The sequence below is a fragment of the Sphingomonas sp. GW821-FHT12D09 genome, assembly GCF_058807215.1.
In genome coordinates, this window is sequence record NZ_JBXAQL010000001.1 from 1,394,961 (window position 1) to 1,421,399 (window position 26,439).

Below are 26,439 nucleotides of genomic sequence, written 5' to 3' on the forward strand. Positions count from 1 at the left end.
GCCGGGCAGTCCGGCACTAACTTCGGTTGGGGAGGATATATGTTGTTTTCCGTTCGCGCTGGCGTTCGCGCCGCGCTGTTGGCCAGTGCCGCCATGCTTCCGCTCGCCGCCCAGGCGCAGACCGCGGCCGCCGATGCCTCGGCCCCTGCCGCACAGGATGATGCGGCCGACGAAGGCCAGATCATCGTCACCGGCCAGACCACGCCCAATCGTCCGCTGATCACCGCCTCGGCCGACATCACGCTCGCCAATCGCGAGCTGATCGACCAGAAGGCCCCGCGCTCGACCGCGGACATGCTCGAAATGGTCCCGGGCGTCTTCGTAGAGGCGACCGCCGGCGCCGTCTCGAACAACTATTCGGTCCGCGGCCTTCAGGGCGGCGGCCAGCGATTCGTACAGCTCGAAGAGGACGGCATGCCGATCCTCTACGGCGGCGGCGGTGCCGACTTCTTCTTCGACCAGGACCTGACCATCGATCGCCTCGAAGCGGTCAAGGGCGGTTCGTCGGGCGTGCTCACCGTCAACGGCGCGGGCGCGACGATCAACTTCATCTCGAAGGCAGTGAACCACACGGCGCCCGAGGGCGCGGTCCGCTTCACCGGCTATAATTACGGCCTGAAGCGCGCCGACGGCTATTATTCGCAGCCGATCACCGACAAGCTCGCCTTCAGTGTCGGCGGCTACATCCAGTCGAGCCCCGGCGTTCGCAAGAACCCGTACGACTATGCCGGCTGGCGCCTGAAGGGCACGCTCGAATACAAGTTCGACGATGGCGGTTACATTCGCCTGTCCGGCAAGGGCAGCGACATGAAGAACGCTTATTATGCCGACCAGCCCTATCGCTTCCAGAATGGCGATCCGACGGGCGTGCCGAGCCTCGACACCCAGTTCGGCAATGTCGGCGGCCGTGCCTTCTCGAACATCGCCGTGCCGGTTTCGACCTTCGCGCATTCGAGCGGCTATCGCGAATTCAACTATGACGACGGCATCGTCTCGAAGACCTGGCAGGCGCGTCTCGATTTCGAGAAGCCCGTCTCGGACTCGATCACGCTGTTCGGCCATGGCCGCTATCTCGACTATAGCTACGACTTCAACGGCCTGTTCCCGGGCTCGGGCACCGGCAATGCGGGCCTGACCAGCGCGGTCAACTATCTGACCCCCGGCGCCACCTCGCCGATCAACGACCTGCTGACCGCCGGCCAGGCCGCGTTCCCGACCACGGTTCGCTTCGGCATCAAGAACCTGCGCACTGGCCAGGTGATCGGCTCGAACCAGACGGCGCTGCTCAACGCGCTCAACGGCAACGGCTTCCTGCAGCGCACCACGCTCAACCACGACGCCATCGACGCCACCGATTTCGGCATGAACATCGGCGGCCGCTGGAACTATGAGGGCAATGGTTTCACCAACTCGCTGACCCTCGGCGTGATGTACTACAACACCAAGCGCGACCAGGATCAGTCGGCGACCGCCAGCGTCGTCAACGACGTGCGCACCAACAGCGACGTCTATGACATCGTTGCGCTGAATGCCGCCAATGGCGTTGTCGGCACCCTGTCGGATAACGGCCTGGTCTCCTATGGCGACTGGGGCGCGGGCATCCGCAGCCGCAAGGACGACAGCCTGTCGCTCTATGCGAACGACGAGTTCTCGATCGGCGACCTGCATGTCGACGCCGGCGTGCGCTGGGAGCAGGACAATGCCACGGCGTGGGACGGCAACCAGGCCGCGGTCAACCAGGCAGTCCAGCCCGGCACCGCCGGCGTGCTGACCACGGTCGGCTCGACCTGGGACGGCACCTACACCGTGCGCAAGGCGAAGAAGAAGGCGGTGGCCTACACCGTCGGCGCGAACTACCTGATCTCGCCGAACTTCTCGGTCTATGCCCGCTATGCCAACGGCTTCCAGATGAACAACGTCGATGCCATCACCGGCATCGAGCTGTACGAAGCCGGCGTGCGCGCCCAGATGGGCCGCATGTTCTCGGGTTCGGCCACGGTGTTCCACACCAACTTCAAGAACCAGAACTATAATTTCGCCGATCCGGTGAACCCGTCGGTGCAGAGCAACATCAACGCCGATCTGCGTACCAACGGCGTCGAGCTCGACCTGAACTTCCGTCCGGTCGCTGCCTTCAGCATCGATTTCCAGGGCGTGTTCCAGGATCCGAAGCTGGTGAACCTGGCGATCAACGGCGCCAACCAGGCCGGCTTCGAGGGCAATCGTCCCGAGCGTACCCCGGCGCGCCTGTTCACGATCACGCCCAGCTACAAGCTGCCGAACGGTCTCGGTGAGATCTATGGCCGCTACAAGTATATCGGCAAGATCTACGCCGATGCCGGCAACGGCGTGGCGCTGCCGAGCTACGGCGTGACCAGCGTGGGCGCCTCGTTCAACCTCAGCAAGCAGCTGCAGGTGAGCGTGAATGCCGACAACATCTTCAACGTCATCGGCCTGACCGAGGGCAATCCCCGCCAGGGCCAGACACAGGCGATCACCGACGGCTATTTCTATGCCCGCGGCATCGTCGGCGCCACCTATGGCGGCGCGGTGACGTTCAAGTTCTGATAGCCCTTCAAGGGTCGCAAAAACGGGGGGCGCGGCAACTGAAAGGTTCGCCGCGCCTTTCCGTATCTTAAACCCCTCTCCCCTCCGGGGAGAGGGAGGGAGCCGACAAAGTCGGCGAAAGGGAGAGGGGCAGTGCAGCGGTTTGCAACTGCCCCTCTCCCTTCCCACCGCTTCGCGGCGGGCCCCTTCCCTCTCCCCGATGGGGAGAGGGAAAAACGAGGAGAGAGTGGGATGCGAGATTTGATGCTGGGAATCGCGGCAAGCGGACTGCTGCTCGCCGGCACGAGCACGGCAGCGCTGGCGCAGAAGCGCGCCACAAGGGCGCCCGAGCTGGCCTACAGCCTGACCGAGGGCCAGAATCTCAACGCGTTCGTTCGCGATGGCAAGGTCGCCGCGCACCTGCTGCTGCGCAACGGCAGCGATCCGCGCATCCTGGTCGCCTTCCCGGCCGGCAATAGCGGCGTCGGCCTGTGGTTCCAGCCGCTCGCCCGACCCGCGACCTGGCGGCTCGACCAGGCACCGCGCCCGGTCACCTTCGCCGATGGCAAGGGCCGCCCGCTCCACGGCATCGAAAGCATCGCGACGATCGACGCGGCACGGCTGGCGCCCGGGCAGGCCGTGCTCTCCAATGTCCGCTTCCTGCGCGACTATCAGGCCGTCGGCCGCTTCCCCGCCGAAGTCGCCGCGCCAGTTCGCGTCGAGGGAAACCGCATCCTCTATGCCCGCGACCGGGTCGACGGCGCGCCGGGCTACAGCCTCGAGATCCAGGTGCTGGGCGGCCGGATCGAGAATGGCGAGATCGTCGCCGGTGCGAATGGACGCATCCGGTTGCGGATCGTTGCAGCGACCGGCGACACCCCGCTGACCGGCCTCAGCAAGACCGAGCTGCTCAATACCAAAGCAGCCGCCGATCCTGCCGCACGTAACGCGCTCGCTTTCCTCAGCTACCGCGAGAAATTCCTGGCCGGTTCGTGGCGCTTCGACACCTATTTCGGCCGCGACACGCTGATGTCGGTTCGCCTGCTTATGCCCGCGCTCAAGGGCGCTGCGGTTGAGGCAGGGCTCGGTGCGGTGCTCGCCCGACTCAATCCCGAAGGCGAAGTCGCGCATGAGGAGGGGCTCTCCGAATTCGCGCTGATCGACCATGCCCAGCACCACCAGCCGGGCGGTGCCGCTGCAACGCTCGATTACGGTATGATCGACGACGATTACATGCTCGGTCCCGTCTCCGCCGATTATCTGCTCGGCGCCGCCACGCGGGCGGCCGCGCAAACATTCCTGGCCAAAAGGGTCCAGAGTGAAGCGAACCCGGGGAGCAAGGCCGAGCCAGCCGGAACGCTCCTCGTGCGCAACCTTCGCTTCGTTATCGATCAAGTGAGTCCGTTCGCGCAGGACCCGCGCTGGAGCAACCTGGTCGCGATCCACAAGGGCCGCCTGACCGGCCAGTGGCGCGACAGCGAGGAAGGCATCGGCCGCGGCCGCTATCCCTATGACGTCAATGCGGTTTTCGTCCCCGCCGCGCTGGAAGCGGCCGACAAGCTGATGCGCGCGGGCCTGCTCGACGCCTATCTAAAGCCGGCCGACCGCGCCGCCTTCGCCAGGGCCGGCAGCATGGCCGCCACCTGGCGCGCCCGGGCTCCCGGCCTGTTCGCGGTCGAAACCCCCGGGGCCCAGGCCGCCGCCCAGGTCCGCGACTATGCCGCCCGCGTAGGCGTCCCCGCCGGCCCGGCGCTTGCCGCTCTCGACGGCCAGCCGCTGCGCTACCACGCGATCGCCCTCGACGGTCATGGCAAGCCGGTGCCGATTATCAATTCGGATGAAGGCTTTACGCTGCTCTTCGGCCATCCCGATCCGGCCGATCTGCAGACCTATGTCGGCGCGCTGGCACGGCCTTTCCCGGCCGGCCTGATGACCGATATCGGGCTGCTGGTGGCCAATCCGGCGCTGGCCAGCGCCGAGGTGCAGGACCGCTTCACCCCGGCCGCCTATCACGGCGCGGTGGTCTGGTCGTGGCAGCAGGCCCTCTTCGCCGCCGGCCTCGAGCGCCAGCTGGCCCGCACCGACCTGCCCCCCGCCACGCGCGCGGTGCTGAGGGATGCGCAGGCCAGGCTGTGGCGCGCCATCCAGGCGACCCGGGCCACCCAGAGCTCGGAGCTCTGGTCCTGGGCCTTCGAGAACGGCCGCTACAAGGTCGTCGCCTTCGGCGCCGGCAAGGCGGACGTCGACGAGTCCAACGCCGCCCAGCTGTGGAGCACCGTCTATCTCGCCGTGCAGCCGCCCAGGGCAGCGCCGGTCAAGCGGACAGGAAAGCGGTAACGGTCAGCCGCCCGGTGCGCGGCTCGGGATCGAGCCGCGCACCGGGCGCTATCGCGCCGCTGTGGAGCAGCGCGCTGCGGTAGAGCACCGCGCGATTATACCGCGCCTCGACATGCGCGATCCGCTCGAAAAGCCGTGTGTCGCCATAGGGATAGGCAGCAACCGGCGGATCGGTGCGCAGCTCGGCGTTGAGCGTCGCCAAATAGCCGGCAGAGCGCGCCGCATCGATCGTCTCGAACCCTGTCGCACGGTGGCGGAAGAAGGCGGTGCCATCGCCTTGCGACAGATAGTGCACCAGGGCGATCCGCCCCGGCTGCACTGCATCGACATGCGGCAGCCGCTGCTCGACCGCCAGTTCGCCCGGCGGCGTGGTCACGATCGAGAAGCTCGCATCGAGCAGTTCCACGCCCCCAACGCCGAGCACCTCGCGCAGCACCGGCACCAGCGCCGGGCGCACCCTGGCGAAATAGTCCGCCGGCAAGGGCGCCCGGACACCCGGATAGTGATGCCGCCCAGGTTCGAACGCCGCCGCCATCGCCGCCGCAAACAGCGAATCCGGATCAGGATGGAAGCCATCGACGATCGCTATCGGCTGCCCTTCCGCACCGATCCGCCGCGCGACGATGTCGGGTGTGATCACCCCTGCTCCAGGATCGCCGCCAGCGCCGCGTCGTGCAGCGGCAACGTCGGCGCGGCGCGCTGGATCACCTCGGCGATCTGGCGGACCTGCGCGGCATTGGTGGCGCCGTCGAGCACGTCGGCGAGCGGGTTGTAATCCTCCGCCACGATCTCCTGTCCATTGAGCACCGCCAACCAGCTCGCGTCACGGAACAGTTCCTCGCTGCCCAGCATCAGCCGGCCCGACCGGCGATATTGGGCCTCGCGCGCGATCAGACTCTCGGGCAGCGCCATCTCGCGCCGCTCGACCCAGAAGGGGTCCGTGCGGCCGGGGTTGGCGTGGTAGTGGAGGATCAGGAAGTCCTTGATGTTGTCCATGTCGGCACCCAGCAGCGCGTTGTACCGCTCGGCCAGCATCGGATCCATGTCGCGGCCCGGGAACAGCGACAGCAGCTTGGCGATGCCGCTCTGGATCAGGTGGATCGACGTGGACTCCAGCGGCTCGAGAAAGCCCGAGGACAGCCCTAGCGCCACGACATTGCCGATCCACGCCTTGCGCCGCGTGCCCGCGGTGAAGCGCAGCGTGCGTGGCTCCGCCAGCGCCGCGCCATCGAGGTTGGCCATCAGCATGCCGGTCGCCTCGTCCTCGCTCATGAAGCGGCTGGCGAAGACATGACCGTTGCCTATCCGGTGCTGGAGCGGGATGCGCCACTGCCAACCCGCCGGACGGGCAGTCGAGCGCGTGAAGGGCGTCGTCTCGTCGAGCCGCTCGCAGGGCACAGCCACCGCGCGGTCGCAGGGCAACCAGTGCGACCAGTCCTCGAACCCGCCGCCCATCACGCCGTCGATCAGCAGCGCGCGGAAGCCCGAGCAGTCGATGAACAGATCGCCTTCCAGCCGGTCGCCGCGCTGGGTGGCGAGCGCCGTGACCAGCCCACTCTCGGCATCGCGCTCGACGTCCTGCAGCTTGCCCTCGACGCGGGTCACGCCCGCCGCCTCGGCGATGCCGCGCAGATGACGGGCATAGAGGCTCGCGTCGAAGTGATAGGCATAGCCGAGCGTCGAGAGGATCGAGCGCGCGTCCCCCGCCGGCTTGGCGAAGCGTCCCTGCCCGGCCAGCTCGGTCGCCAGTGAGAAGGCGGAGAGCGGCAGGTCCACGCCTTCGGCGCGTGCCTTCATCCAGCGGTGGTGGAAGGCGACGCCGGGAAAGCGCACGCCATAATCGCCGAACGGGTGGAAATAGCGGTGGCCCGGCCGCACCCAGTCGACGAACTCGATGCCAAGCTTGAAGCTCGCCTTGGTCTCGCGAAGAAAGGCTGCCTCTTCGAGCCCGATCAATTCGTTGAACCAATGGATCGTCGGGATCGTCGCCTCGCCGACGCCAACCGTGCCGATCTCCTCCGACTCGAGCAAAATGATGTCGAGCGTGCCGGCGAACTGGCGCGCCAGCGCGGTTGCGGTCATCCAGCCGGCGGTCCCCCCGCCCAGGATCACGACGGAGCGGACGCGCTGCGAAAGGTCGCCGGGCACAGGCATGGAATCGTTTTCTCGCTCGTCAGTTTCAGGCCCGGATTAGCGCCCTGCAGCCAGCGTGGCGACCAGATTATGCCGTTCGGACCGCGCCGTTTAGATGAAGGCTTGCACGCGCTACAAATGTAGCTAGAACTACAAATGTAGCGTAGAGAGAATCGTCATGTTGAACACCCTGCCCCCTCGTGAACGCCAGATCGTCGACCTGCTCTATGAGCGCGGGGCGATGGCCGTGTCCGACGTCTGCGATGCCCTGCCCGATAAGCTCTCCGCCTCCGCTGTCCGCGCGATGCTGACGCGGCTCGAGCAGAAGGGCTTCGTCCAGCGCGAGCATAGCGACCGGGGCTATCTGTTCTCGCCGACCGTCGCCGAGCGCAAGGCAAGCGAAACGGCGCTCGGCCATGTCGTGCGGACCTTCTTCAACGGATCGACGACCAATGCCGCCAGCGCGCTGCTCGGCATGAGCGAGAAGCTGGACGACAACGATCTCGACGAGCTCGAGGCGATGATCGCCGCGGCGCGCGCCAAAAGGGGTAACTGATCATGAGCGTGTTGCTCGGCCTGATGCTCAAGTCGCTGGTGATCGCCGGTATCACCCTAGTCCTGCTCCGCCTAACGCGCAGCCGCTCGGCAGCAGAGCGCTCGCTGATCGCGCATCTCGGCCTGCTCGGGCTGATGATCCTGCCGCTTGCAACGCTAGTGCTGCCGTCGCTCAGCCTGCCTTTGCCCGAGGCGATGCAGAGCCGGTTCGAAGCCCCCGCCGCGCAGATCGTGCCGCAACCGGCTGCAACCTTCGTGGCGACCGACGCGCCAGCGGCCGCGACCCCCGCTACCATTGCAGCCGAGCAGCCCCGCTTCGCGCTTCCGCAGGGCTGGGAGCGCTATGCCTATGCGCTGCCGGTAGCCGCCCTGCTGCTGCTCACCGCCCTGGCCCTGCTCCGCCTCGTCCGCCTGCGTCGCGATGCCGAAGTGCTGGTCGACCCGGTCTGGCTGAGCGCGCTCGCGCATGCCCAGCGTCGGATGGGCATGAAGAGCGGCACCGCGCTGCTGGTGAGCGATGCGCTCCCCTCTCCCATCTCCTGGGGCCTTGCCCGGCCGACGATCCTGCTCAGCGCCGATGCGCTCGCCGCGATCGATGAGGCCGAAGCGATCATCGCGCATGAGCTCGCGCATGTCGGCGCGCTCGACTGGGCCAAGCTGATGCTCGCCCGCGTCGCCACTGCGATCCACTGGTTCAATCCGCTCGCCTGGCGACTGGCCCGCGAAGCCCACCAGTTGCGCGAGGAAGCCGCCGACGATGCGGTGCTCGCCGCCAATATCGACGCGCCCGACTATGCCCAACTGCTCGTCCGCGTCGCTCGGCACGAGAGCAAGGGCCTGTTGCTCGGCGCGCATGGTGTGGCCCCGGGCAAAGGCAGCCTCAAGCGGCGCGTGGGCCGTGTGCTCGACGCAACCCTGCCGCGCGGCCGTGCCCAGGGTTCGTGGATCGCCGGCTTCGGCGCCGGCATGCTGGTGATGGCCGCCCCGCTTGCAGCGCTCACTGTGGGTGCCGCCGAGAGCCGCGATGCAGCCAAGGCCTCGCCATCCGAGCGGACCGATGATGGCGGGCGCGCGCGCTTCGTCGAGGCACCCGCCAAACCCGCCGCAGCCCGACCCGCGGCAAGCGCGCATGCGCCCGCCGACCCCCTGCCCCCGGTCCCGGCCGCGACGCCGCTCTCCGCGCAGGATCGCCAGGCGGACCGGGACGACAATGCCAAGCGCGAGCTCGATACTATCATCGGCGCCAAGGCAGTGGGCGTCACGCCAGAGTATATCGCCGAACTGCGCCGCGCCGCGCCCCAGCTCGGCCCGATCAGCCTCGACGACGCCACCGGTGCGCGCGCGCTTGGCGTCACCCCCGAATATGTCCGGGCGCTGTTGTCCACCGGGCTACGCATCCGCTCGCTCGACGACATCATCGGAGCCAAGGCGGTTGGCGTCGACCCCAACTATGTCCGAGGCATCGTATCCGCCGGCTTCCGCGGCGACCTGGACGATTATATCGGCCTCGCCGGCATGGGCGTGACGCCCGAGGACGTACGCCGCTTGCGCAGCGCCGGAATGCGGGTCGACGTCGATACGCTCGCCCTCACCAAGCACGGCGGCGGCCGACCCAAGCCCCGTCCGGATCCACATCCGGACCCCGATCCCGACAACTAAGCCCGTCGCCCCCTTCCTGCCGAACCGCCAACGCCCTGTCCTGGGGTGGACGCCCCCGGCTTGCCTTCTCACCCAGGAGAAAAATGCCATGAACCGCGCCCTTGCCGTCATCGCTTCCCTTACCTTGCTCGCCACCACTGCGATCGCCGGCGACCGCGTCCGGGATCCGGCCTCGCCCTCGACGCCGATCAGCTTCAGGCTGGAACTGCAGGCAGGCCATGGCCAGTTCCAGCTCAGCCTCTCGATGGGCCCGCGCTCCCACAACAGCCACAGCGTGACCAGCGCGCAGATCGGCCTCGATACCAGGGTGCTAGACACCAACGGCCCGCTCCGCTTCGCCATGGCCCGCGAGGCCGGCCGCCTCGATTGTGCCGGTAATACCGCCCGACAGATCGCCACGGGCAAGTGCACCTTTGACCCCGATAGCGAATTCGCCCGCTATCTCGCCAGCCGCGGCATCGGCGCGCCCAGCTTCCAGGAGTCGTTCGACCTAGCGATGGTCGGCGCGACCAAAGAATTGGTCGAGGCACTCGCCCAAGCCAATTATCCCAAGCCGACGATCGATCAGCTCATGGGCCTATCCGCGCTGCAGGTAACGCCCGCCTATATCTCAGACCTTTCGCGCCAAGGCTTCCGCCCGGACGATCTCGACGACCTGATGGCCTTCGCCGCGCTCAAGATCGACGCCGATTATGCCGGCAAGATGCTGCGCGCCGGCCTCGGCAAGCTCCGCGCCGACGACCTGATCCAGCTCAAGGCGCTCGACGTCTCGCCCGAATATCTGGCCGACATGGTGAAGGCCGGAGTGCCTCGCCTCACCGCCGACCAAGCCGTGCAAATGAAGGCGGTCGGCGTGACCCCGGCCTATGTCCGCGAGTTGGCCGCGATCGGCTATGCCGGCCTGTCGGCGGACCGGCTGGTCGAGATGCGCGCGGTCGGCGTCACTGCAGAGGACGTGCGCCGCGCCCGCAAGATCGGGATCACCGATCCCACGCCGGATCAGCTCGTCCAGCTGCACGTGCTGCGCAAGTAATCGCCGAAAGAACAGTAGCATGCGTCTCGCCTCCCCCGCTCGCCTGGCTTTGCTCGCTGGCGCATCCCTCCTCCCCTGGAGCGCCGCCGGCGCCCAGACCGCCGTGCCGACTGCAACCGGCACGGCGACCGCCAAGCAGGTCTATGCGCCCGCCGACTTCGAACGGTTCGCGCCCAAGACCGCCGATGACATGCTCATCCAGGTCCCCGGCTTCACCATCCGCAGCGCGGAGCAGGAGCGCGGCCTGGGCCAGGCATCCGAAAATGTCCTGATCAACGGCGAGCGCATCGCCAACAAGACCGGCGGCGCCATCGCCGAGCTGCAGCGTATCGCCGCCGGTAATGTCGAGCGGATCGAAATCGTCGATGCCTCCAGCCTGGGCATTGCCGGCCTTTCCGGCCAGGTTGCCAACATCATCCTGAAGGACGCCCGCAAGGCGGGGGGTCAGTTCGAATGGCGCCCGGACTTTCGCGCGCATTATTCGCGGCCCAATCTATACCGCGGCAGCATCAGCTATACCGGCACGTCCGGCGTGGTCGATTATACGGTTTCGCTTGAGGACCAGGCCGGTCGCGGCGCGATCGGCGGGCCCGGACTCTTCTACGCCGCCGACGGATCACTGATCGAGCGCCGCGAGGAAGTCTTCCATTCGGAATCGGACACCGTCACCGCCAAGCTCAAGCTCGGCTTTGACGGGCCGGGCACGTCCAAGGGGCACCTGACCCTCGGCTATTCGCCCTATTGGGGGCCCGTCTACGACTTCGAACAGCGCTTCCGCGCGGACGGCAACGACAGCACCCGCCTGCGCCAGAACCGGCTCGATGGCTGGTTCTACGATATCAACGCCGATTACGAGTTCGCGGTCGGGCCGGGCCGGCTCAAGGTCATCGGCCTTAGGCATTTCGATCATGAGCCACTGATCTCCACCCAGATCGACAGCTTCGCCAGCGGTGCCCCCGACCAAGGGACCCGCTTCGGGCGCAACTCGCACATCACCGAGACGATCGCCCGCGCCGAATATGGCTGGAAGATGGGCAAGAACGACCTTCAGGTCTCCCTGGAGCGCGCGGTCAATGGGCTCGACCAACGCGGCTCGCTCGCCACGCTGGACCCCAGCGGCAATTTCGTGCCCGTGCCGTTCCCCGGCGGCAGCGGCATCGTCCGCGAAGTGCGGCATGAAGGGATCGTGACATTCAGCCGCCCGCTATCCTCGAACCTCAATCTGCAGGTGGCGGGCGGCGCGGAGCTCAGTTCGCTGGAACGCGTCGATGGCGACCTGCCGGCACGCCGCTTCTTCCGCCCCAAGGGCAGCATCACGCTCGGCTGGCAGCCGAACAAGGACTGGGACCTCAGCCTGAAGCTGCGCCGCCGCGTCGGCCAGATCAGCTTCTACGACTTCCTCGCCCAACCCAATCTCAAGTCGGAACGCCAGAACGCCGGCAACCCGGATCTCGTGCCCCCGCAGAGCTGGGAAACGGAGATGGAAGTCGGCCGCGCGCTGGGTGCCGCGGGAAAGACCCGGCTGCGCGCTTATTACCACCGGATCGAGGACATCATCGATATCGTGCCGATCGGCGCGGACGGCGAAGGCATCGGCAATCTTCCCCAGGCCACACGCTTCGGCCTGGTGAGCACCAGCACGATCCAGTTCGGTCCCTTGGGGCTGCCGGGCGCCAAGCTCGATGCGACATTGGGCATCGAGCGCGCTCGCGTCCGCGATCCGCTCACCGGCGAGATGCGTTCGATCAGCGGGACGATGAACCGCTGGGCCGAACTCGACTTCCGCCACGACATTCCGCACAGCGATATTGCCTGGGGCACCGAGTTCGGCCTCAATCACTTCACGCCCTATTATTATCTCACCGAGGTGAACCAGGAAAACGAAGGCCCGTGGTTCGCCAACGCCTATCTCGAGCACAAGGACGTGTTCGGCCTCACCCTGCGCGCGCAGGTCGGCAATGTCCTCAACGCGCGGCATAACTATAATCGCTATGTCTATAATGGCCGCCGCACCACCAGTCCGCTGGTCGTCCGGCAGACCAACAACCAGCTGATCGGGCCTATCTTCACCTTCACCGTTCGCGGAAGCTTCTGAAGACCAAGGGCGCCGCACCGAAGGAAGTTCGCCGCATGGCGAAGACGAACCGGCAATCTGGATGCCCAACGGCACAAGGCCCGGTTCAGATTGTCAGTATCGCCCGCTATTTTCGTCCAACGCCGTCCAGTATTTGCCACGCTCATCATCGCGGGGCGGAGGACGAAGTTGCGTACATTCGTGACCAGAACGAAAGCGACGCTGTGCACCACGCTCCTGCTCGCCAGCCTGGCAGGGTGTGGAACTGGCGGCGGAAGCGGAGGGGGAGTGGTAAGTGAGCCATCGCAGCCAGCCCCGACCCCCGTTCCATCGCCGACGCCAACTCCCTCCTCTACCCCGACACCGCCCCCACCGGGCGCGGTAATCGCGCCGCTTGGCCTTACGCGCATCCTTTTCCTGGACGACACGTTGCTGACGTCCCTGAAGAACCAGCTCAGTTCGAACGCACCGGCGGCCGTCCGCTTCAAGCAGTCGGTCGACCTGCAGGTCGCGAACAGCAACGTCTATGGCATGGAGCCTTGGCACGTGGCGTTCATGGGCCAGGTCACCGGGACGGCCAGCTATTGCACCTATGCAGTGGCCAAGACCGATGCCTATGTCGCGAGCGAGGAAGCACTGATCGCGGCCAGCAAGACGCCGGTGGTGGCGGGCGATTCCTATCTCGAGGTCGGCGGCTATGTCGGCAACCTGGCCATGGTCTACGACTGGTGCCGCAGCAGCATGACGGCCGCCCAGCGCACCCGCTGGAGCAACTTCGGCAATCAGGCCGTCTGGAACGTCTGGAATCCGAGCAAGGCGAAATGGGGCGCGGTCAAAGTTCCTTGGTCGGGCTGGTCGGTCGATAATCCGAGCAACAATTATTATTATTCGTTCCTCAAGGCGACGATGCTGCTCGGGCTTGCCACCTATGGCGAGAACGACATGGCGGGCGGCTGGCTCACCCAGTTCCGCACCGCCAAGATCGAGAACCAGTTGCTCCCGACCTTCAATTCCGACCTGCTCGGCGGCGGTTCGCGCGAGGGGACTGGCTACGGCGTCGCGATGCGCGACCTGTGGCAGCTCTACGACTGGTGGGAGCGCTCGACCGGGGAGCGGCTCGCCAGCCGGACGCCGCATACGCTCGCCTCGATGCCGTGGATGGTCCATTCGATCGCGCCGACGCTCGACCGGATCATCCCGACCGGCGACCATGCCCGCGATTCGCAGGCGCTGCTGTTCGACTATCACCGCGACTATCTGCAGAAGCTGGCCACGCTCTATCCGAACGAGCGCATCTCGGGCGTGGTGAAGACGCTGCTCGGCCAATCCTCGGTCAAGGAGATGAGCCAGCATTTCATGCGCTATTCCGACTATATCTACAGCCTCACCGCCGTCACGGCGCGGCCGCTGTCGGAGCTTTCGACGGCCTATTGGGCGCCGGGCACGGGCAGCTTCTCGATGCGGGGCGACTGGTCGACGACCTCGGCCTATGCGAACCTGATCTGCGGGCCGTACACCGAGAGCCACGCGCACCAGGATCGCGGCAGCTTCGTCCTCTTCAAGGGGAACTGGCTGGCCTATGACGCCAATATCGACGGCAAATCCGGGCTCGAACAGGAGCAAAGATACCATAATGCGGCGCGCTTCGAGACCAGCGCGGGCGGCGCGGTCGGCCAGTCGTACAACAAGTCCTGCACCATGGCCGCGCTGGCGAACACCCCGGACTGGACCTATGCGATGGCGGACATCACTCCGATGTATGCGGCCGGATCCGGCGTGACCAAGTCGGAGCGCGAGTTCGTCTTCATCAAGCCGGCGACCTTCGTCGTCTATGATCGCGCCAAGACCAGCGACGCCAATACGCGGCGGATCTTCACCATGAACTTCCCCAAGGCGCCGACGATCGCGGGCAATCTGATCAGCCTGGCCGTCGGGGCGAACCGCTTCGATATGCTGCGCATCGCACCTGCCACGGGCACGCCGGTCACCACGCTGTGGAAGACCGCCAACAGCAAGGACTATGTGGCGACCAGCACCTCGGCGCGGGTCGACCTGGTCGAGACCGGTGCCGGCGGCAACTCGGAATTCCTCCACGTCATCGGGCTGGACGGCGCGGTATCGCAGGCCATCGCGTCGAATGCGGCTGGCCAGACCGGTACGATCATCATGCTCGCCGACGGGCGCTCGGTGACGCTGCGCTTCAACCAGAACGCGCGCGGCGGTACGATCGAGATCCGATCCGCGGGCGGCGCGGTCCTGCAATCGGGCGCATTACCCACCACAGTGGAGGCACCGCCGATCTACGCAAACTGATCCTGGGGCCGCCTTTCCGGGAACTACTCCTGATGCTCCGCGTTACAAGCAGCAGAAGCCAGTCTCGTGCCCTCCCCCCCCGGCACGGACTGGCTTCCTCTATTTCGGGGTGGAAATGCCGATCGACGCAAAGGATGGACAACGGAGCGACCAGCGTCGCTCCGATCGCAAGGCACTGGTGACGCAGAATCTGCGCGCCTGCTGGAGCGAGCCGCTGGATACCTTCATCACCGATGACATCCCGCTTCTCCTGACCAAACTCTCGCGCATTCCGCCGGTTGCCGCTGCCAAGGACTGAGCCTGACCGGTCGATGGGATCATTCGTGTTGCCCTAATCGCCGCGCCCCGGTTCCTCGAGATCCGGAAGATACCCGAGGCGCCGCGCAAGCACAGCGCAGACGATAAGCTGGAGCTGGTGGAACAGCATGATCGGCAGCAGGATCACCCCGATCTGCGCGGCCGGGAACAGTACGCCGGCCATCGGCACGCCCGAGGCGAGGCTCTTCTTGGACCCGCAGAACAGCAGCACCACGGCATCCTCGCGCGGCAGCTTCAAGGCCTTTGCCGCGAACCAGGTCGCGGTGAGGACGATCGCCAGGATCACCGCGCAGACGAGGAACAGGCCTGCCAGGTCGAACCCCGAGACCTTGCTCCACAGCCCCGCGACCACTGCGGCGCCGAAGGCCGTGTAGACGACCAGCAGGATCGATCCGCGATCGACCAAGGTCACCAGCTTCTTGTTGCGCGTCACCCAGCCGCCGACCCAGGGCCGCAGCAGATGTCCGGCGACGAAGGGCACGAGCAGTTGCATCACGATCTTCTCGACCGCCGACAGCGACACGCCGCCCATCCCCTGGCTGCCCTGCATCAGCAGCGCGACCAGCGCGGGGGTTAGTATGATCCCGATCAGGTTGGAGAAGGACGCACTGCACACTGCCGCCGCGACATTGCCGCGCGCCATCGCGGTGAAGGCGATCGAAGACTGGACGGTAGAGGGCAGCAGCGTGAGGAACAGCACGCCCATCGCGATCGATGGGGTGAGCAGCGGCAGCCGGTCGAAGGCGAGGCCGAGTAGCGGGAACAGCAGATAGGTCGAAGCGAACACCGCGAGGTGCAACCGCCAGTTGCGCATCCCCGCCACGATCGCGTCGCGCGACAGCTTGGCGCCGTGGAGGAAGAACAGCAGCACGATGCCCGCATCCGCCGCCATGTCGAACACCGACACCAGGCCGCCACGCGGCGGCAGCAGCGAAGCGAGCAGGACGGTGGCGACCAGGGTGAGGATGAACGGCTCGAAGACGCTCAGGATATTGCGGATCACACAAGGCTCCGGGCATGGGCGCGGCGGCCGCGCAGATAGGTCGCTGCCACGGCGCGGTCATCGCCCAGCACCTGCAGCGCGAAGAGGCGGTCGTGCAGCGAAGCGCCTGCCGTACGCCGGGCGAGCAGCGGGGTCGAGCCCGTATCGAGCACCACGAAATCGGCCTCCTGGCCGGGAAGCAGCCCGCCCACCCGTTGGGCGATTCCCATGACGCGCGCGCCGCCCATGGTGGCGAGGTGCAGAGCGCGGAACGGGTCCAAGCTACAGCCGCGCAGCTGACAGACCTTATACGCCTCACCCAGCGTGTGGAGCAGCGAGAAGCTGGTCCCCGCGCCGATATCGGTGCCCATGCCGACCTTGACGCCGAACCGGTCGGCAGCGGCGGTCAGGTCGAACAGGCCCGATCCCAGGAACAGGTTGCTGGTCGGGCAAAAGGCGATTCCCGCGCCGGCCTCGGCCATGCGGCCAAGCGCGCGGTCGCTCATATGGACGCAGTGGGCGAACACCGATCGCGGGCCGACCAGCCCGAAGCGGTCATAGACGTCGAGATAATCGGCGGCATCCGCGAAGCGCGCACCGACGTGGGCGATCTCGCCCATGTTCTCGGAGAGATGCGTATGCATCAGCACCTCCGGATGCGCGGCGCAGATTGCGCCGGCATCGGCAAGCTGCGCATCGCTTGAAGTCACCGCGAAGCGCGGCGTCACCGCATAGCCAAGTCGCCCGCGACCGCGCCACCGCGCGATCAGCGCCTCGGTCGCGGAACGGCCCTCCTCGACGCTGTCGCGCAGCTCGTCCGGGCCCAGGTCCATCAGAACCTTGCCCGACACGATCCGCATGTCGCGGGTGAGCGCTGCATCGAACAGCGCATCGACCGACGCGGCATGGACGGTGGCGAACACCAGCGCGCTGGTCGTGCCGTTGCGCAGCAGCTCGTCGAGGAAAAAGGCAGCGATGCCATCGGCATGGGCGCGATCGGCAAAAGCCTGCTCGGCGGGGAAAATATGGCGTTCCAGCCATTGCAGCAGCTGCTCGCCATGCGAGGCGATCCGCTCGGTCTGCGGATAATGGACATGCGCATCGACGAAGCCGGGGACAACCAGCCCGACCAGCGCCTCGGTCTCGACCCCGGCGAAGCGTCCGACAAGATCGGCATAATCGCCGCACGCGACGACCAACCCGTCCTCGATTACCAACAACCCGTCGGGGAAATGGCGGACGGATTCGGGCCCGGTGGTCGCGGGATCTTCTGGCACGCTCAGGATTTCGGCGCGAAAGGCCTTCACTCGACAGTCTCCAGCATCAGCAATTGCGCGATCACCGCGATCGCGATCACGTCGGGCGCCTTGTCCTCCAGCCCGGCGATGCCGATCGGGCACGTCAGCCGGCCCGCATCGATCCCGTCCTCGGCCAGGCGCTTGAGGAAGCGCGCGCGCTTGGTCCCCGATCCGATCAGGCCAACGAACGCCGCTTGCGAGCGCAGCGCGGCGGCAGTGATCCGGTAATCGAGCCCATGATCATGGGTGAAGACCAGTACCGCCGACCCCGCCTCCGCTTCGCTCGCACAGGAGACTATCGCGTCCTCGGCCTGCAGCGACACGCCGGGGATCGCCCGGTTCTCACGCGGATCGAACCAGGCGAGGCGGAACGGCAAGCGCGGCAGCCGCTGCGCGATCGCGACGCCGACATGACCGGCGCCGAACATCAGCAGCGGACGGTCGGCGCGGCGATCGTCGGGTTCGATGAAGATCGTGTTCTCATTCGGCTTAGGTGCGCGCGGCGGCAGCGGCGGTCGAACACCGGATTCTGCATGCTCTGCGGGAAAGCGTGTCACCGGCTCGCCGTCGGCATTGAAGAAAGTGACGACCGGCTTGCGCCGCTCGACATGGTCGGTCCAGTCCCAGCCTTGGGGATCGTACGCGACATGCTCGATCATCAGCCGTACTTGGCCGCCGCAGCATTGCCCTAATAGCGGGCCGAGCGGCCAGTCCTGTACGCGCCAGCTGCCGGGCGGCAGGTCGAGCAACTTGCGCGCCTGCTCGATCGCACGGTGCTCGAGCGCGCCGCCGCCGATCGTACCGATACTGCCGCCCGCGGTCACTGTCATCCGTGTGCCGGCATGGCGCGGGGCTGATCCTTCGGTCGACAGGACCGTGACCAAAGCGGCGGACTCCTGGCCACGTGCGGCACGCAGCGCCTCCAGCCAGTCCGGGATCATCGGCTGCGCAGCTCCTGCACCGCGGCCAGGATGCGCTCGGGCGTGGCGGGGGCATCAAGCCTGGGGAGTCCCTTGCCCGGCGCGGCGGCGGCGACCGCCTGGGTAAGCGCGGAGAATACCGAGATCGCCAGCATGAAGGGCGGCTCGCCCACTGCCTTGGAGCGGTGGATCGTCGGCTCGCTATTCTCGCCGCGCTCCCACAACGCGATGTCCATCCGCGTCGGGCGGTCATTGGCGGTAGGGATCTTGTAGGTCGATGGCGCGTGGGTGAGCAGCCGGCCGCGCGCGTCGAACACCAGTTCCTCGGTGGTCAGCCAGCCCATCCCCTGGATGAAGGCGCCTTCGATCTGGCCCAGGTCGATCGCCGGGTTGAGCGAGCGGCCGACATCGTGGAGGACATCGACCGCGACGACCTTGTGTTCGCCAGTCAGCGTGTCGATCACCACTTCGGACAGCGCCGCGCCGTAAGCGAAATAGAGGAAAGGCCGCCCGCGATGGCTGGACCGGTCATAGAGAATGTGTGGTGTGGCGTAGAAGCCGGTCGAGGCGAGCGAGACGCGGGCGAGATGGGCCCGGCGGCACATGTCGTCGAAGCTGCAGGCCTGGCCGCCGCCGCTTACCTGCCCGCCGGCAAAGGCCACATCCCCCGCTTCGCAGTCGAAGATCGCGGCGGCAAGATCGGCGAGCCGCTCGCGGATCGTGGTGGCGGCATTGAACGCGGCCATGCCGTTGAGGTCGGCACCCGACGACGCCGCAGTGGCAGAAGTGTTGGGCACCTTGTCGGTCCGCGTCGACGTGATCTTCACTCGCGCCACGTCGACGCCGAACACATCGGCGACGACCTGCGCCACCTTGATGTAGAGCCCCTGCCCCATCTCGGTGCCGCCATGGTTGAGCTGGATCGAGCCATCGGCATAGACCAGCACCAGCGCACCCGCCTGGTTGAGATGGGTGGTGGTGAAGCTGATCCCGAACTTGACCGGCGTGAGCGCCAGTCCGCGCTTGAGGATCTTGTGCGACGAGTTGAACGCCGCGACTGCCTCGGCCCGCTCGGCATAGCCGGCACGCGCCGCCAGCTCGGCGATCAGTTCCGGCGCGACATTGTCGGTCACCGCCATGTGATAGGGCGTCAGGTCGCGGCCGGGGCCGTAGAGATTGGCCTGGCGCACGGCGAGCGGATCGCGGCCGAGATGCGCGGCGATCGCGTCCATCACCCGCTCGATCGCGATCATCCCCTGCGGCCCGCCAAAGCCGCGAAAGGCGGTGTTCGACACGGTGTTGGTCTTCAGCCGGTGGCTGACGATCTCCACCGCAGGCAGGAAATAGCAGTTATCGGCATGGAACATCGCCCGGTCGTTGATCGCCGGCGACAGGTCGAACGTAGCACCGCAGCGCGAGGCGAGCTCGATGCGGATGCCTTCGACCCGGCCTTCCTCGTCGAACCCGACATCATAGCCGGCGGTGAAGTCGTGGCGCTTGCCGGTGACGATGATGTCGTCGTCGCGGTCGGCGCGGAACTTGGCGGGGCGCCCGGTTTTGGCCGCGACCAGTGCGCAGGCGGCAGCGAAGGCGGCGGCCTGAGTCTCCTTGCCGCCGAACGCGCCGCCCATGCGGCGAACCTCGACGGTAACCTCGGCATGGGAAGTGCCGAGCAGGTGCGCGACGAGGTGGGAGATTTCGCTCGGATGCTGGGTCGAGCTGACGATGTGCATCGCGCCCTGCTCGCCGGGGATGGCGAGCGCTGCCTGTCCCTCCAGGTAGAAATGCTCCTGCCCGCCCATTTCGAAGTAACCCTCGATACGGTTTGCGGAGGCGGCGAGCGCGGAATCGGCGTCTCCGCGCGCCATGCGCTGGGTGGCTTCGATCAACGAGCCCGCCACCTGGGCCTCGGCAATCGAAACCAGCGCCGGACGCGGCTCGAACACGGCCTTGCCGAGCCGCGCGGCACGGCGGGCGGCGCGCGTGCTGGTCGCAGCGACGAGGAACAGCGGCTGGCCGTGGAAGAGGACTTCGCCGTCCGCCAACAGCCGATCGTCATGGACTACGGGGCCGATATTGTTCTCGCCCGGGATGTCGGCGGCGGTGAACACCGCGACGACGCCGGGCGCGGCGCGGACTGCGTCGAGATCGAGCGACACCAGCCGGGCATGGCCTTCGACAGACAGGCCGAAGGCGCAGTGGAGCATGCCCGGCAGCTCGGGCAGATCGTCGACATAGGCGGCGCTGCCGGTGACATGCAGGGGCGCGCTGTCGTGTGGGATCGAGCGGTGGACCGCAGGTTCAGCCATGGAGCACGCTGATGGATTCGAACTCGCCTGCGCGGATGCGGCGAAGCAGGTTGCCGGCTACCGCACGGCGATAGGTTGCCGATCCCCGCAGATCGTCGAGCGGGGCATAGTCCGCCTCCAGCGCGCGAGCCGCAGCCTCGACCGTGGCTTCGTCCCAAGGTTGCCCGGCCAGCGCCACCTCGCAACCCGGCGCACGGGCGGGGATTCCGGCCATGCCGCCGAACGCGATCCGGGCATGGGTGACGATCCCGTCCTCGATGCGCAGCACGAAGGCGCCGCACACGCCGGAGATGTCGCTGTCGAAGCGCTTCGAGAGCTTGGCGACATGGACGCGGGTACCGGCCACTGGTCGCGGAATCACGATGCGCTCGACGAACTCGCCGGGGGCGCGGTCCTGCTTGCCATAGGCGAGGAAGAAATCCTCCAGCGCGATCGTGCGGCGCGCATCGCCCCACCGCAGGACCAGCTCGGCACCGAGCGCGATCAGCGCGGGCGGCATGTCGCCGATCGGCGAGCCATTGGCGATGTTGCCGCCGATCGTCCCGGCATTGCGCACCTGCACGCCGGCGATCCGCCGCACCAGTTCGCCCAGCTCGGGTGCCAGCCGGGTGAGCGCCGCACGCGCTTCCGAATAGCGGACCGCTGCGCCAAGGATCAACGCCTCCGGTGTCTCCTGGATCATGCGCAGGTCGGCAATATCGCCGATGAACACCGTCGGCCCCAAGTCGCGATGCTGCTTGGTCACCCACAGCCCGACATCGGTCGCCCCGGCAACGATCCGCGTATCGGGCTCGGCCAGCAACCGCGCGGCCAGTTCGTCGGCGGTTCGTGGATTGTCATAGGCCGGGGCGAGCGCGCGCAATTGCGCCAGCGTCCCGGCATCGTCCTCGGCAGCGACCGGCACCGCCTCGCCTGCCGCAAGGATCGGGCCATAGCCGGTGCAGCGGCAGAGATTGCCCGCCAGCACATCGCCCACCGGCACCTGCTCGGTGCCCAGCGCGCCTATGCTGCGGCCGACAAGCGACATGACGATCCCCGGCGTGCAGAAGCCGCATTGCGAGCCGTGGCGATCGATCATCTCGCACTGGACCGGATGACGCCCGCCCAGGCTTTCGACGGTCTTCAGCGCCTTGCCGTCGAGCATCGGCAAGAAAGTGATGCAGGCATTGACCGCGCGCCACTGCACGCGTTCGCCCACCGCCTCGCCGAGCAGCACCGTGCATGCGCCGCAATCGCCCTCGGCACAGCCTTCCTTGGTGCCGGTGCGGCGCAGCTCGTAGCGCAGCAGCTCGAGCAGGGTCAGCGTTGGATCCGAAGCGTCCGCCGTGGTGACGTTGCCGTCGAGCAGGAAGCGGATCTCAGCTGCCACGATAGGTCGAATAGCCAAAGGGGCTGACGAGCAGCGGGACGTGATAATGCGCGCCCGCATCGGCCACGCCGAACGCGATCGTCACCACATCGAGAAAGGGCGGCTCGGGCAGCGTCACGCCTGTCCCACGGAAATAATTAGCGACATGGAATTCCAGGCTGTAGGCGCCGGGATCGAGCGCCGGCATCCCCAGGCAGCGGCCATCGTCATTGGTCTTGCCTTCGAACAATACGCCCGAGGCGCCCGAGAGCCGCACCGCGACGCCGACCGCCGGCCGGCCGTGCGCGGTGTCGAGAACATGTGTGGACAGGCTGCTCATGCCGCTTCTCCCTTGCTCCACTGCGCGGTGAACTCGCGCTCGGAATAGGCGAGGTAATCGGCGAGAATGCGCTCACGATCGTCGAGAAACAACTGGTCCGCGAGCCCACTCACCAGCCGGGGCAGCGCATGCTTGAGGCCGGACAAGGCCGCTGCCGACAGCCCGAGGCTGATCAGCGCGGAATAGTTGAACGCGAACAGCCCGTGCAGCGCCGCGCCGGCTTCGGGGTCGCGCGGGAGGAACTCGAAGGCCGGGCCGAGATAGGGGTGCGCGTCGATCACCGGCATCGGATCGGGCGCGGCGAACCGGTCGCCCCAGCGCGCGATCCTGTCCTGCACTTCGGCCAGTTCGGGCCGCAGCGCCGGGTCGGTGACCAGTCCGGTGGACAGCACGAGATAGTCATAGGTGAAGCGCCCGTGCGGCGTGGTGACGACAACGCCCTCGCCGGTCTCCTCCACCACTAGCCAGGGGCTGCCGGTGCGCAGCGCGAAGCCGGGATGCGCCGCCGCCCGCTCGAACATGTCAGCCGTCGGCGGCTGGTTGCGCTCGAAGAAGCTGCGCATCACGCCGTACTTCGCCGCGTCGTCGAGTGCCGGGTAGCGCGGGATCATGCCCGCCCCTTCCATGAAGCGGATCGGATTGACCTGGGGCAGCGCCTCGCGCCGGACATGGACCTCGACCATGGCTGCACCAGCCTCCAGCGCGGTGCCGGCATTGTCGAACGCCGAGGCACCGCCGCCCAGGATCGCGATGCGCTTACCGGCGAGCGCGTCATAATCGATCGGCTCGGACGTGTGCGCAAACCGTTCGGCGGGCAGCGCTTTTACAAGGGCCGGCGTGTGCCAATGGCCGCCTCCCTGGATGCCGGTCGCCAGCACCACCTTGCGCGCGGTCAGCACATCGCCCCCGTCCAAATGGAGACGGAAGGCGCCACCGAGCGGTTCGATCCGTGCGAGCCGGGCCTCGTTGCGCACCGGCAGCTTAAGCGCCGCGCGGAACCAGCGCAGATAGGCCATCCATTCGCGCCGCGGTATCTTGCCGAGCGCCGCCCAGCCCTCAGGCCCGTGCTGCGCCTCCCACCAGGCGCGGAAGGTGAGCGCGGGCACGCCATGCTCGATGCCGATCAGGTGCTTGGGCGTGCGCAGGGTGACCATGCGGGCATAGGTGTCCCACGGACCCTCATAGCCCGCCGGGTTCTCGTCGATGACCAGGATGTTGCCGATCCGCTCGCGCATCAGCCCGAAGGCGGCGCCCAATCCCGATTGCCCGCCGCCGACGATCACGACGTCATAGCTGCCGTCCCGCGGGCGCAGCCAGTCCGCTTCGCCGAAATTGAGGCAGGCAAGGTCCTGCGCGAGGCGCGCTTCGAGTGCGGCGAGGCTCATGCCGGAGGCTCCAGCCGGAAGCGGACGATTTCGCCGATCTGCGCGATCGCCGTGGCAATCTCGGTCTCGCGGTCATTGCCCAGCCGCTGCTCCATCGCAGCGAGGATCCCGGCCTTGTCGGTCAGCCGGACGCAGATAATGAAGGGGAAGTCGAACTTCTCGCGATAGGCGGCATTGAGCGCGTGGAAGTGGTCGAACTCGGCCTGGGTCAGCCGATCGAGCCCGGCGCTGGCCTGCTCCGCCGCACTCGCCTCCGTCAGCGTGCCGTCCACCGCCGCCTTGCCCGCCAGCTCGGGATGCGCGCGGATCAGCGCGAGTTGCTCGTCCGGCGTTGCGGCACGAACCACCGCCATCAGATCGGCATGGCGATCGCCGGAGGACGGCGCTGCATCGGCGCGCGCCTCGACCCAGGGAGAATGTTCGAACAGCGCCGTCAATGCGTATTGCCCTCCAGGCTCACATGCGCGGAGACGACCTTCCAGCCATCGCCGAACTTTACCCAGGACTGGGTCTGGCGCCCGCGCCGTTCCGATCCCTCGCGGAAGAATTCGGCGTCGGCGGTGGCGAAGCTGCCGCCATAGACCGTGATCGCGACCCGCCCGAGCCTGCGCTGCGGCGACCCGCCCCGGCCTTTGCGGAATTCGCGGATCGCCTCGATCCCGTAGAGCACTTCGCCCACGCCGTAGCGATTGGTGGTCGGCGCATCGTGGAACAGCTTGTCCATCGCCGCGACATCATCGGCCATCAGCGCGCGCTCATATGCGTCGAACGCTGCGGTGACTTCGGCCAGCGCCTGGGGATCGTCGATCGTCATCGCGGATGCACCCTTTGCCAATGCCGGGCGATATCGATCCGCCGGGCGACCCAGGCATCGCCGCTTGCCAGCACATGATCGAGGAACCGCGCGACAGCGAGCGCCCGCGCCGGACGTCCGGCGATGCGGCCGTGCAGCCCTACCGACATCATCCGCCCGCCTTCTTCGCGCAGCTGGTCGAACGTGTCGCGCAGATAGCGGAAGAACTGGTCGGGCTCGGTGAAGCCGTTCACCGCGACGAACTTCATGTCGTTGGCGTCGAGGCTGTAGGGGACGATCAGCTGACCCCGGTCGTAATAGGGCAGGTCGTCGGCATAGCTGTCCGCGTCATAGACGAAGCCGCCCTCCTCGCGCACCAGCCGCGCGGTGTTGGGCGAGGTGCGGCCCTGGTACCAGCCGAGCGGTCGGCTGCCGGTCAAGCGAGCGTGGATCTCGATGGCTCGGGCGATATGTTCGCGCTCGACCTCTTCGGGCACGTGCTGATAGTCGATCCAGCGATAGCCGTGACTGGCGACTTCCCAGTCGGCCGCCAGCATCGCCTCGACCGCCGCCGGGTTCTTCTCCATCGCCGCCGCGACACCGAACACCGTCACCGGCACGCCGCGCTCCGTGAACAGGCGGTGCAGCCGCCAGAAACCGGCGCGGCTGCCATATTCGTAGAGGCTCTCCATCGCCATCGCCCGCGCCGGATGACTGGCCGCGCCGACCATCTCGGATAGAAAGGCCTCGCTGCCCTTGTCGCCGTTGAGGACGCTGTTCTCAGCGCCCTCCTCGTAATTGACGACGAACTGGACCGCTACGCGTGCCCCATCCGGCCATTTCGGATCGGGCGGTGCGGCGCCATAGCCGATAAGGTCGCGGCTCATCCCCACGCCTTCAGCGCGGCATCGACGCCGGCGCCCGCGGGGCAGGCAAAGCCCTCCGCGCGCAGCACCGCCTCCAGCGCCCCCAGCGTGATCAGCACCTTGTGCTTGCGGGCATTGTATCCCATCGCGCCGATCCGCCAGACCTTGCCGGCGAGCGGGCCGAAGGCAGTGCCGATCTCGATCTCGAAATCCTCGCGCATCCGCCGGCGCACCGCTTCGCCATCCACGCCGTCGGGGATCGCGATCGCAGTCACGTTGGTCATGCGGGTGCAGTCGTCGCCGAACACAGTCAGCCCCAGGGCGCGGGCGCCCGCAACCACCGCGCGGCCGGCTGCCGCATGGCGTGCGTAGCGCGCCTCCAGGCCCTCCCCCAGCACGACCCGGGCGCATTCGCGCGCGCCATAGAGCATCGTAGTCGCTTCGGTATGGTGATTAAGCCGCTTCTCGGACCAATAGTCCATCACCATCGCGAGATCGAAATAGTTGGACGCGATGCGCGGGCCGTTGGCGTTGACCAGGTCGGGCCGGGCGATACCGTGCTCGACATGGCGGCGCGCGAAGATGTGCTCGGCGGCGGCATCGGAAACCGTGATCGGCGCGGAGCCGGAAGGGCCGCCCAGGCATTTCTGCAAGCCCCCGGTGACGACATCCACGCCCCAGCGATCCGCGGCGATCTCCATGCCGCCGATCGTCGCGGTGGCATCGACATAGGAGAGCGCACCCGCCGCGCGGCACAATTCGCCCAGCCCTTCCAGCGGCTGCGCCATCGTCGTCGAGGTGTCGCCGTGCACGCAGGCGACGACCTGGGGTCCGGTCCGCGCGATCGCATCTGCGATCTGGTCCATCGGCACGGTCTCGCCCCAAGGGACCGAGAGCATCTCGACCTTCGCGCCAATCCGCTCGCCGATCTCGCGCAGCAGCAGCCCGAAGCGGCCGAAGTCGATCACCAGCAGCGTGTCGCCCGGCGCGACCAGGCTGACCAGGGCCGCCTCGATCCCCGCGCGCGCGGTGCCGTCGATCAGGAAGGTCCAGCGGTTCTGCGTCCCGAAGATCGGGCGGTAGAGCGCCATGACCTGCTCCATATAGCCGGTCATTTCGGGGTCGAACTGGCCCAGCAGGTCCGCCGACATTGCGCGCAGCACGCGGGGATGCGCGTTGACCGGGCCGGGGCCCATCAACAGGCGCTGCGGCGGATCGATCTCACCGAA

General features: G+C 67.2%; 21 protein-coding genes. 8 read left to right on the forward strand and 13 right to left on the reverse strand.

Translation table 11 applies throughout. The features are described 5' to 3' along the window. Positions 1-39 precede the first annotated feature (39 nt). Positions 40-2,568, forward strand: coding sequence for a TonB-dependent siderophore receptor (locus AC1RPL_RS06255; RefSeq protein ID WP_493068388.1), 2,529 nt, complete (start codon positions 40-42; stop codon positions 2,566-2,568). A gap of 231 nt (positions 2,569-2,799) precedes the next feature. Next, complete coding sequence (locus AC1RPL_RS06260; RefSeq protein WP_493068389.1) at positions 2,800-4,884, forward strand: hypothetical protein; 2,085 nt, start codon at positions 2,800-2,802, stop codon at positions 4,882-4,884. Here the strand turns inward: AC1RPL_RS06260 and AC1RPL_RS06265 are convergent. Both AC1RPL_RS06265 and AC1RPL_RS06270 read right to left on the reverse strand, forming a co-directional pair. Further along, the gene (locus AC1RPL_RS06265; protein WP_493068390.1) at positions 4,862-5,524 is read right to left on the reverse strand and encodes a DUF6445 family protein; all 663 of its coding nucleotides are present in this window, start codon (positions 5,522-5,524) and stop codon (positions 4,862-4,864) included. The genes AC1RPL_RS06260 and AC1RPL_RS06265 overlap by 23 nt on opposite strands. Continuing rightward, a complete protein-coding gene (locus tag AC1RPL_RS06270; protein WP_493068391.1) occupies positions 5,521-7,038 on the reverse strand; it encodes a tryptophan halogenase family protein in 1,518 nt (505 codons plus the stop codon). Before AC1RPL_RS06270 ends, AC1RPL_RS06265 begins: the two co-directional genes overlap by 4 nt. A 157-nt stretch (positions 7,039-7,195) precedes the next feature. Between AC1RPL_RS06270 and AC1RPL_RS06275 the strand changes: the two genes are divergently transcribed. The 6 genes from AC1RPL_RS06275 (at position 7,196) to AC1RPL_RS06300 (ending at position 14,949) form a co-directional block, all read left to right on the forward strand. Next, complete coding sequence (locus AC1RPL_RS06275) at positions 7,196-7,573, forward strand: BlaI/MecI/CopY family transcriptional regulator (RefSeq protein WP_493068392.1); 378 nt, start codon at positions 7,196-7,198, stop codon at positions 7,571-7,573. A 2-nt stretch (positions 7,574-7,575) separates the two neighbouring features. Then, positions 7,576-9,231, forward strand: a complete 1,656-nt coding sequence (locus tag AC1RPL_RS06280) for a M56 family metallopeptidase (RefSeq protein ID WP_493068393.1) — start codon at positions 7,576-7,578, stop codon at positions 9,229-9,231. Positions 9,232-9,319: 88 nt separating this feature from the next. Continuing rightward, positions 9,320-10,264, forward strand: coding sequence for a hypothetical protein (locus AC1RPL_RS06285; RefSeq protein ID WP_493068394.1), 945 nt, complete (start codon positions 9,320-9,322; stop codon positions 10,262-10,264). A gap of 19 nt (positions 10,265-10,283) precedes the next feature. Further along, complete coding sequence (locus AC1RPL_RS06290; protein ID WP_493068395.1) at positions 10,284-12,359, forward strand: TonB-dependent receptor plug domain-containing protein; 2,076 nt, start codon at positions 10,284-10,286, stop codon at positions 12,357-12,359. A 408-nt stretch (positions 12,360-12,767) separates the two neighbouring features. Further along, the gene (locus AC1RPL_RS06295; protein ID WP_493068396.1) at positions 12,768-14,651 is read left to right on the forward strand and encodes a hypothetical protein; all 1,884 of its coding nucleotides are present in this window, start codon (positions 12,768-12,770) and stop codon (positions 14,649-14,651) included. A gap of 115 nt (positions 14,652-14,766) precedes the next feature. Beyond that, positions 14,767-14,949, forward strand: coding sequence for a hypothetical protein (locus AC1RPL_RS06300; protein WP_493068397.1), 183 nt, complete (start codon positions 14,767-14,769; stop codon positions 14,947-14,949). Between the two features lie 33 nt (positions 14,950-14,982). On the opposite strand, the gene AC1RPL_RS06305 is transcribed toward AC1RPL_RS06300, so the two are convergent. From AC1RPL_RS06305 to AC1RPL_RS06355, 11 genes are read right to left on the reverse strand one after another with little or no spacing between them, the layout of a single operon-like run. After that, entirely contained in the window at positions 14,983-15,972 is a 990-nt protein-coding gene (locus AC1RPL_RS06305) for a bile acid:sodium symporter family protein (RefSeq protein WP_493068398.1), read from the reverse strand. Beyond that, the gene (gene guaD, locus AC1RPL_RS06310; protein ID WP_493068399.1) at positions 15,969-17,258 is read right to left on the reverse strand and encodes a guanine deaminase; all 1,290 of its coding nucleotides are present in this window, start codon (positions 17,256-17,258) and stop codon (positions 15,969-15,971) included. Before guaD ends, AC1RPL_RS06305 begins: the two co-directional genes overlap by 4 nt. Then, positions 17,255-18,190: a xanthine dehydrogenase accessory protein XdhC gene (xdhC, locus tag AC1RPL_RS06315; RefSeq protein ID WP_493068400.1), complete on the reverse strand. Its 936-nt coding sequence runs from the start codon at positions 18,188-18,190 to the stop codon at positions 17,255-17,257. Before xdhC ends, guaD begins: the two co-directional genes overlap by 4 nt. Continuing rightward, positions 18,187-20,478 (reverse strand): xanthine dehydrogenase molybdopterin binding subunit, encoded by a 2,292-nt coding sequence (xdhB, locus tag AC1RPL_RS06320; protein ID WP_493068401.1) that lies wholly within the window; start codon positions 20,476-20,478, stop codon positions 18,187-18,189. Before xdhB ends, xdhC begins: the two co-directional genes overlap by 4 nt. Continuing rightward, entirely contained in the window at positions 20,471-21,847 is a 1,377-nt protein-coding gene (xdhA, locus tag AC1RPL_RS06325) for a xanthine dehydrogenase small subunit (protein ID WP_493068402.1), read from the reverse strand. Before xdhA ends, xdhB begins: the two co-directional genes overlap by 8 nt. Then, complete coding sequence (gene uraH, locus AC1RPL_RS06330; protein WP_493068403.1) at positions 21,837-22,166, reverse strand: hydroxyisourate hydrolase; 330 nt, start codon at positions 22,164-22,166, stop codon at positions 21,837-21,839. The genes xdhA and uraH overlap by 11 nt, the downstream gene beginning before the upstream one ends. Next, positions 22,163-23,551, reverse strand: coding sequence for an FAD/NAD(P)-binding protein (locus AC1RPL_RS06335; protein ID WP_493068404.1), 1,389 nt, complete (start codon positions 23,549-23,551; stop codon positions 22,163-22,165). The genes uraH and AC1RPL_RS06335 overlap by 4 nt, the downstream gene beginning before the upstream one ends. Beyond that, a complete protein-coding gene (uraD, locus tag AC1RPL_RS06340; protein ID WP_493068405.1) occupies positions 23,548-23,988 on the reverse strand; it encodes a 2-oxo-4-hydroxy-4-carboxy-5-ureidoimidazoline decarboxylase in 441 nt (146 codons plus the stop codon). Before uraD ends, AC1RPL_RS06335 begins: the two co-directional genes overlap by 4 nt. Next, on the reverse strand, positions 23,985-24,365 hold the full coding sequence (gene hpxZ / locus AC1RPL_RS06345; protein ID WP_493068406.1) for an oxalurate catabolism protein HpxZ: 381 nt from the start codon (positions 24,363-24,365) through the stop codon (positions 23,985-23,987). Before hpxZ ends, uraD begins: the two co-directional genes overlap by 4 nt. After that, positions 24,362-25,231 carry an allantoinase PuuE gene (puuE, locus tag AC1RPL_RS06350; protein ID WP_493068407.1) on the reverse strand — a complete coding sequence of 290 codons (870 nt, stop codon included), beginning with the start codon at positions 25,229-25,231 and terminating at the stop codon, positions 24,362-24,364. The genes hpxZ and puuE overlap by 4 nt, the downstream gene beginning before the upstream one ends. Beyond that, complete coding sequence (locus tag AC1RPL_RS06355) at positions 25,228-26,406, reverse strand: pyridoxal-phosphate-dependent aminotransferase family protein (RefSeq protein WP_493069092.1); 1,179 nt, start codon at positions 26,404-26,406, stop codon at positions 25,228-25,230. Before AC1RPL_RS06355 ends, puuE begins: the two co-directional genes overlap by 4 nt. Positions 26,407-26,439 lie beyond the last annotated feature (33 nt).

What these genes read in the sequence shown, in the direction of transcription:
- AC1RPL_RS06300 (WP_493068397.1), top strand. Translation starts at nt 14,767, where the DNA reads ATGCCGATCGACGCAAAGGATGGACAACGGAGCGACCAGCGTCGCTCC.
- AC1RPL_RS06260 (WP_493068389.1), top strand. Translation starts at nt 2,800, where the DNA reads ATGCGAGATTTGATGCTGGGAATCGCGGCAAGCGGACTGCTGCTCGCC.
- AC1RPL_RS06280 (WP_493068393.1), top strand. Translation starts at nt 7,576, where the DNA reads ATGAGCGTGTTGCTCGGCCTGATGCTCAAGTCGCTGGTGATCGCCGGT.
- AC1RPL_RS06335 (WP_493068404.1), bottom strand. Translation starts at nt 23,551, where the DNA reads ATGAGCCTCGCCGCACTCGAAGCGCGCCTCGCGCAGGACCTTGCCTGC.
- puuE (WP_493068407.1), bottom strand. Translation starts at nt 25,231, where the DNA reads ATGAGCCGCGACCTTATCGGCTATGGCGCCGCACCGCCCGATCCGAAA.
- AC1RPL_RS06270 (WP_493068391.1), bottom strand. Translation starts at nt 7,038, where the DNA reads ATGCCTGTGCCCGGCGACCTTTCGCAGCGCGTCCGCTCCGTCGTGATC.
- AC1RPL_RS06355 (WP_493069092.1), bottom strand. Translation starts at nt 26,406, where the DNA reads ATGGGCCCCGGCCCGGTCAACGCGCATCCCCGCGTGCTGCGCGCAATG.
- AC1RPL_RS06275 (WP_493068392.1), top strand. Translation starts at nt 7,196, where the DNA reads ATGTTGAACACCCTGCCCCCTCGTGAACGCCAGATCGTCGACCTGCTC.
- hpxZ (WP_493068406.1), bottom strand. Translation starts at nt 24,365, where the DNA reads ATGACGATCGACGATCCCCAGGCGCTGGCCGAAGTCACCGCAGCGTTC.
- xdhC (WP_493068400.1), bottom strand. Translation starts at nt 18,190, where the DNA reads ATGATCCCGGACTGGCTGGAGGCGCTGCGTGCCGCACGTGGCCAGGAG.
- AC1RPL_RS06255 (WP_493068388.1), top strand. Translation starts at nt 40, where the DNA reads ATGTTGTTTTCCGTTCGCGCTGGCGTTCGCGCCGCGCTGTTGGCCAGT.
- AC1RPL_RS06290 (WP_493068395.1), top strand. Translation starts at nt 10,284, where the DNA reads ATGCGTCTCGCCTCCCCCGCTCGCCTGGCTTTGCTCGCTGGCGCATCC.
- AC1RPL_RS06285 (WP_493068394.1), top strand. Translation starts at nt 9,320, where the DNA reads ATGAACCGCGCCCTTGCCGTCATCGCTTCCCTTACCTTGCTCGCCACC.
- xdhB (WP_493068401.1), bottom strand. Translation starts at nt 20,478, where the DNA reads ATGGCTGAACCTGCGGTCCACCGCTCGATCCCACACGACAGCGCGCCC.
- uraH (WP_493068403.1), bottom strand. Translation starts at nt 22,166, where the DNA reads ATGAGCAGCCTGTCCACACATGTTCTCGACACCGCGCACGGCCGGCCG.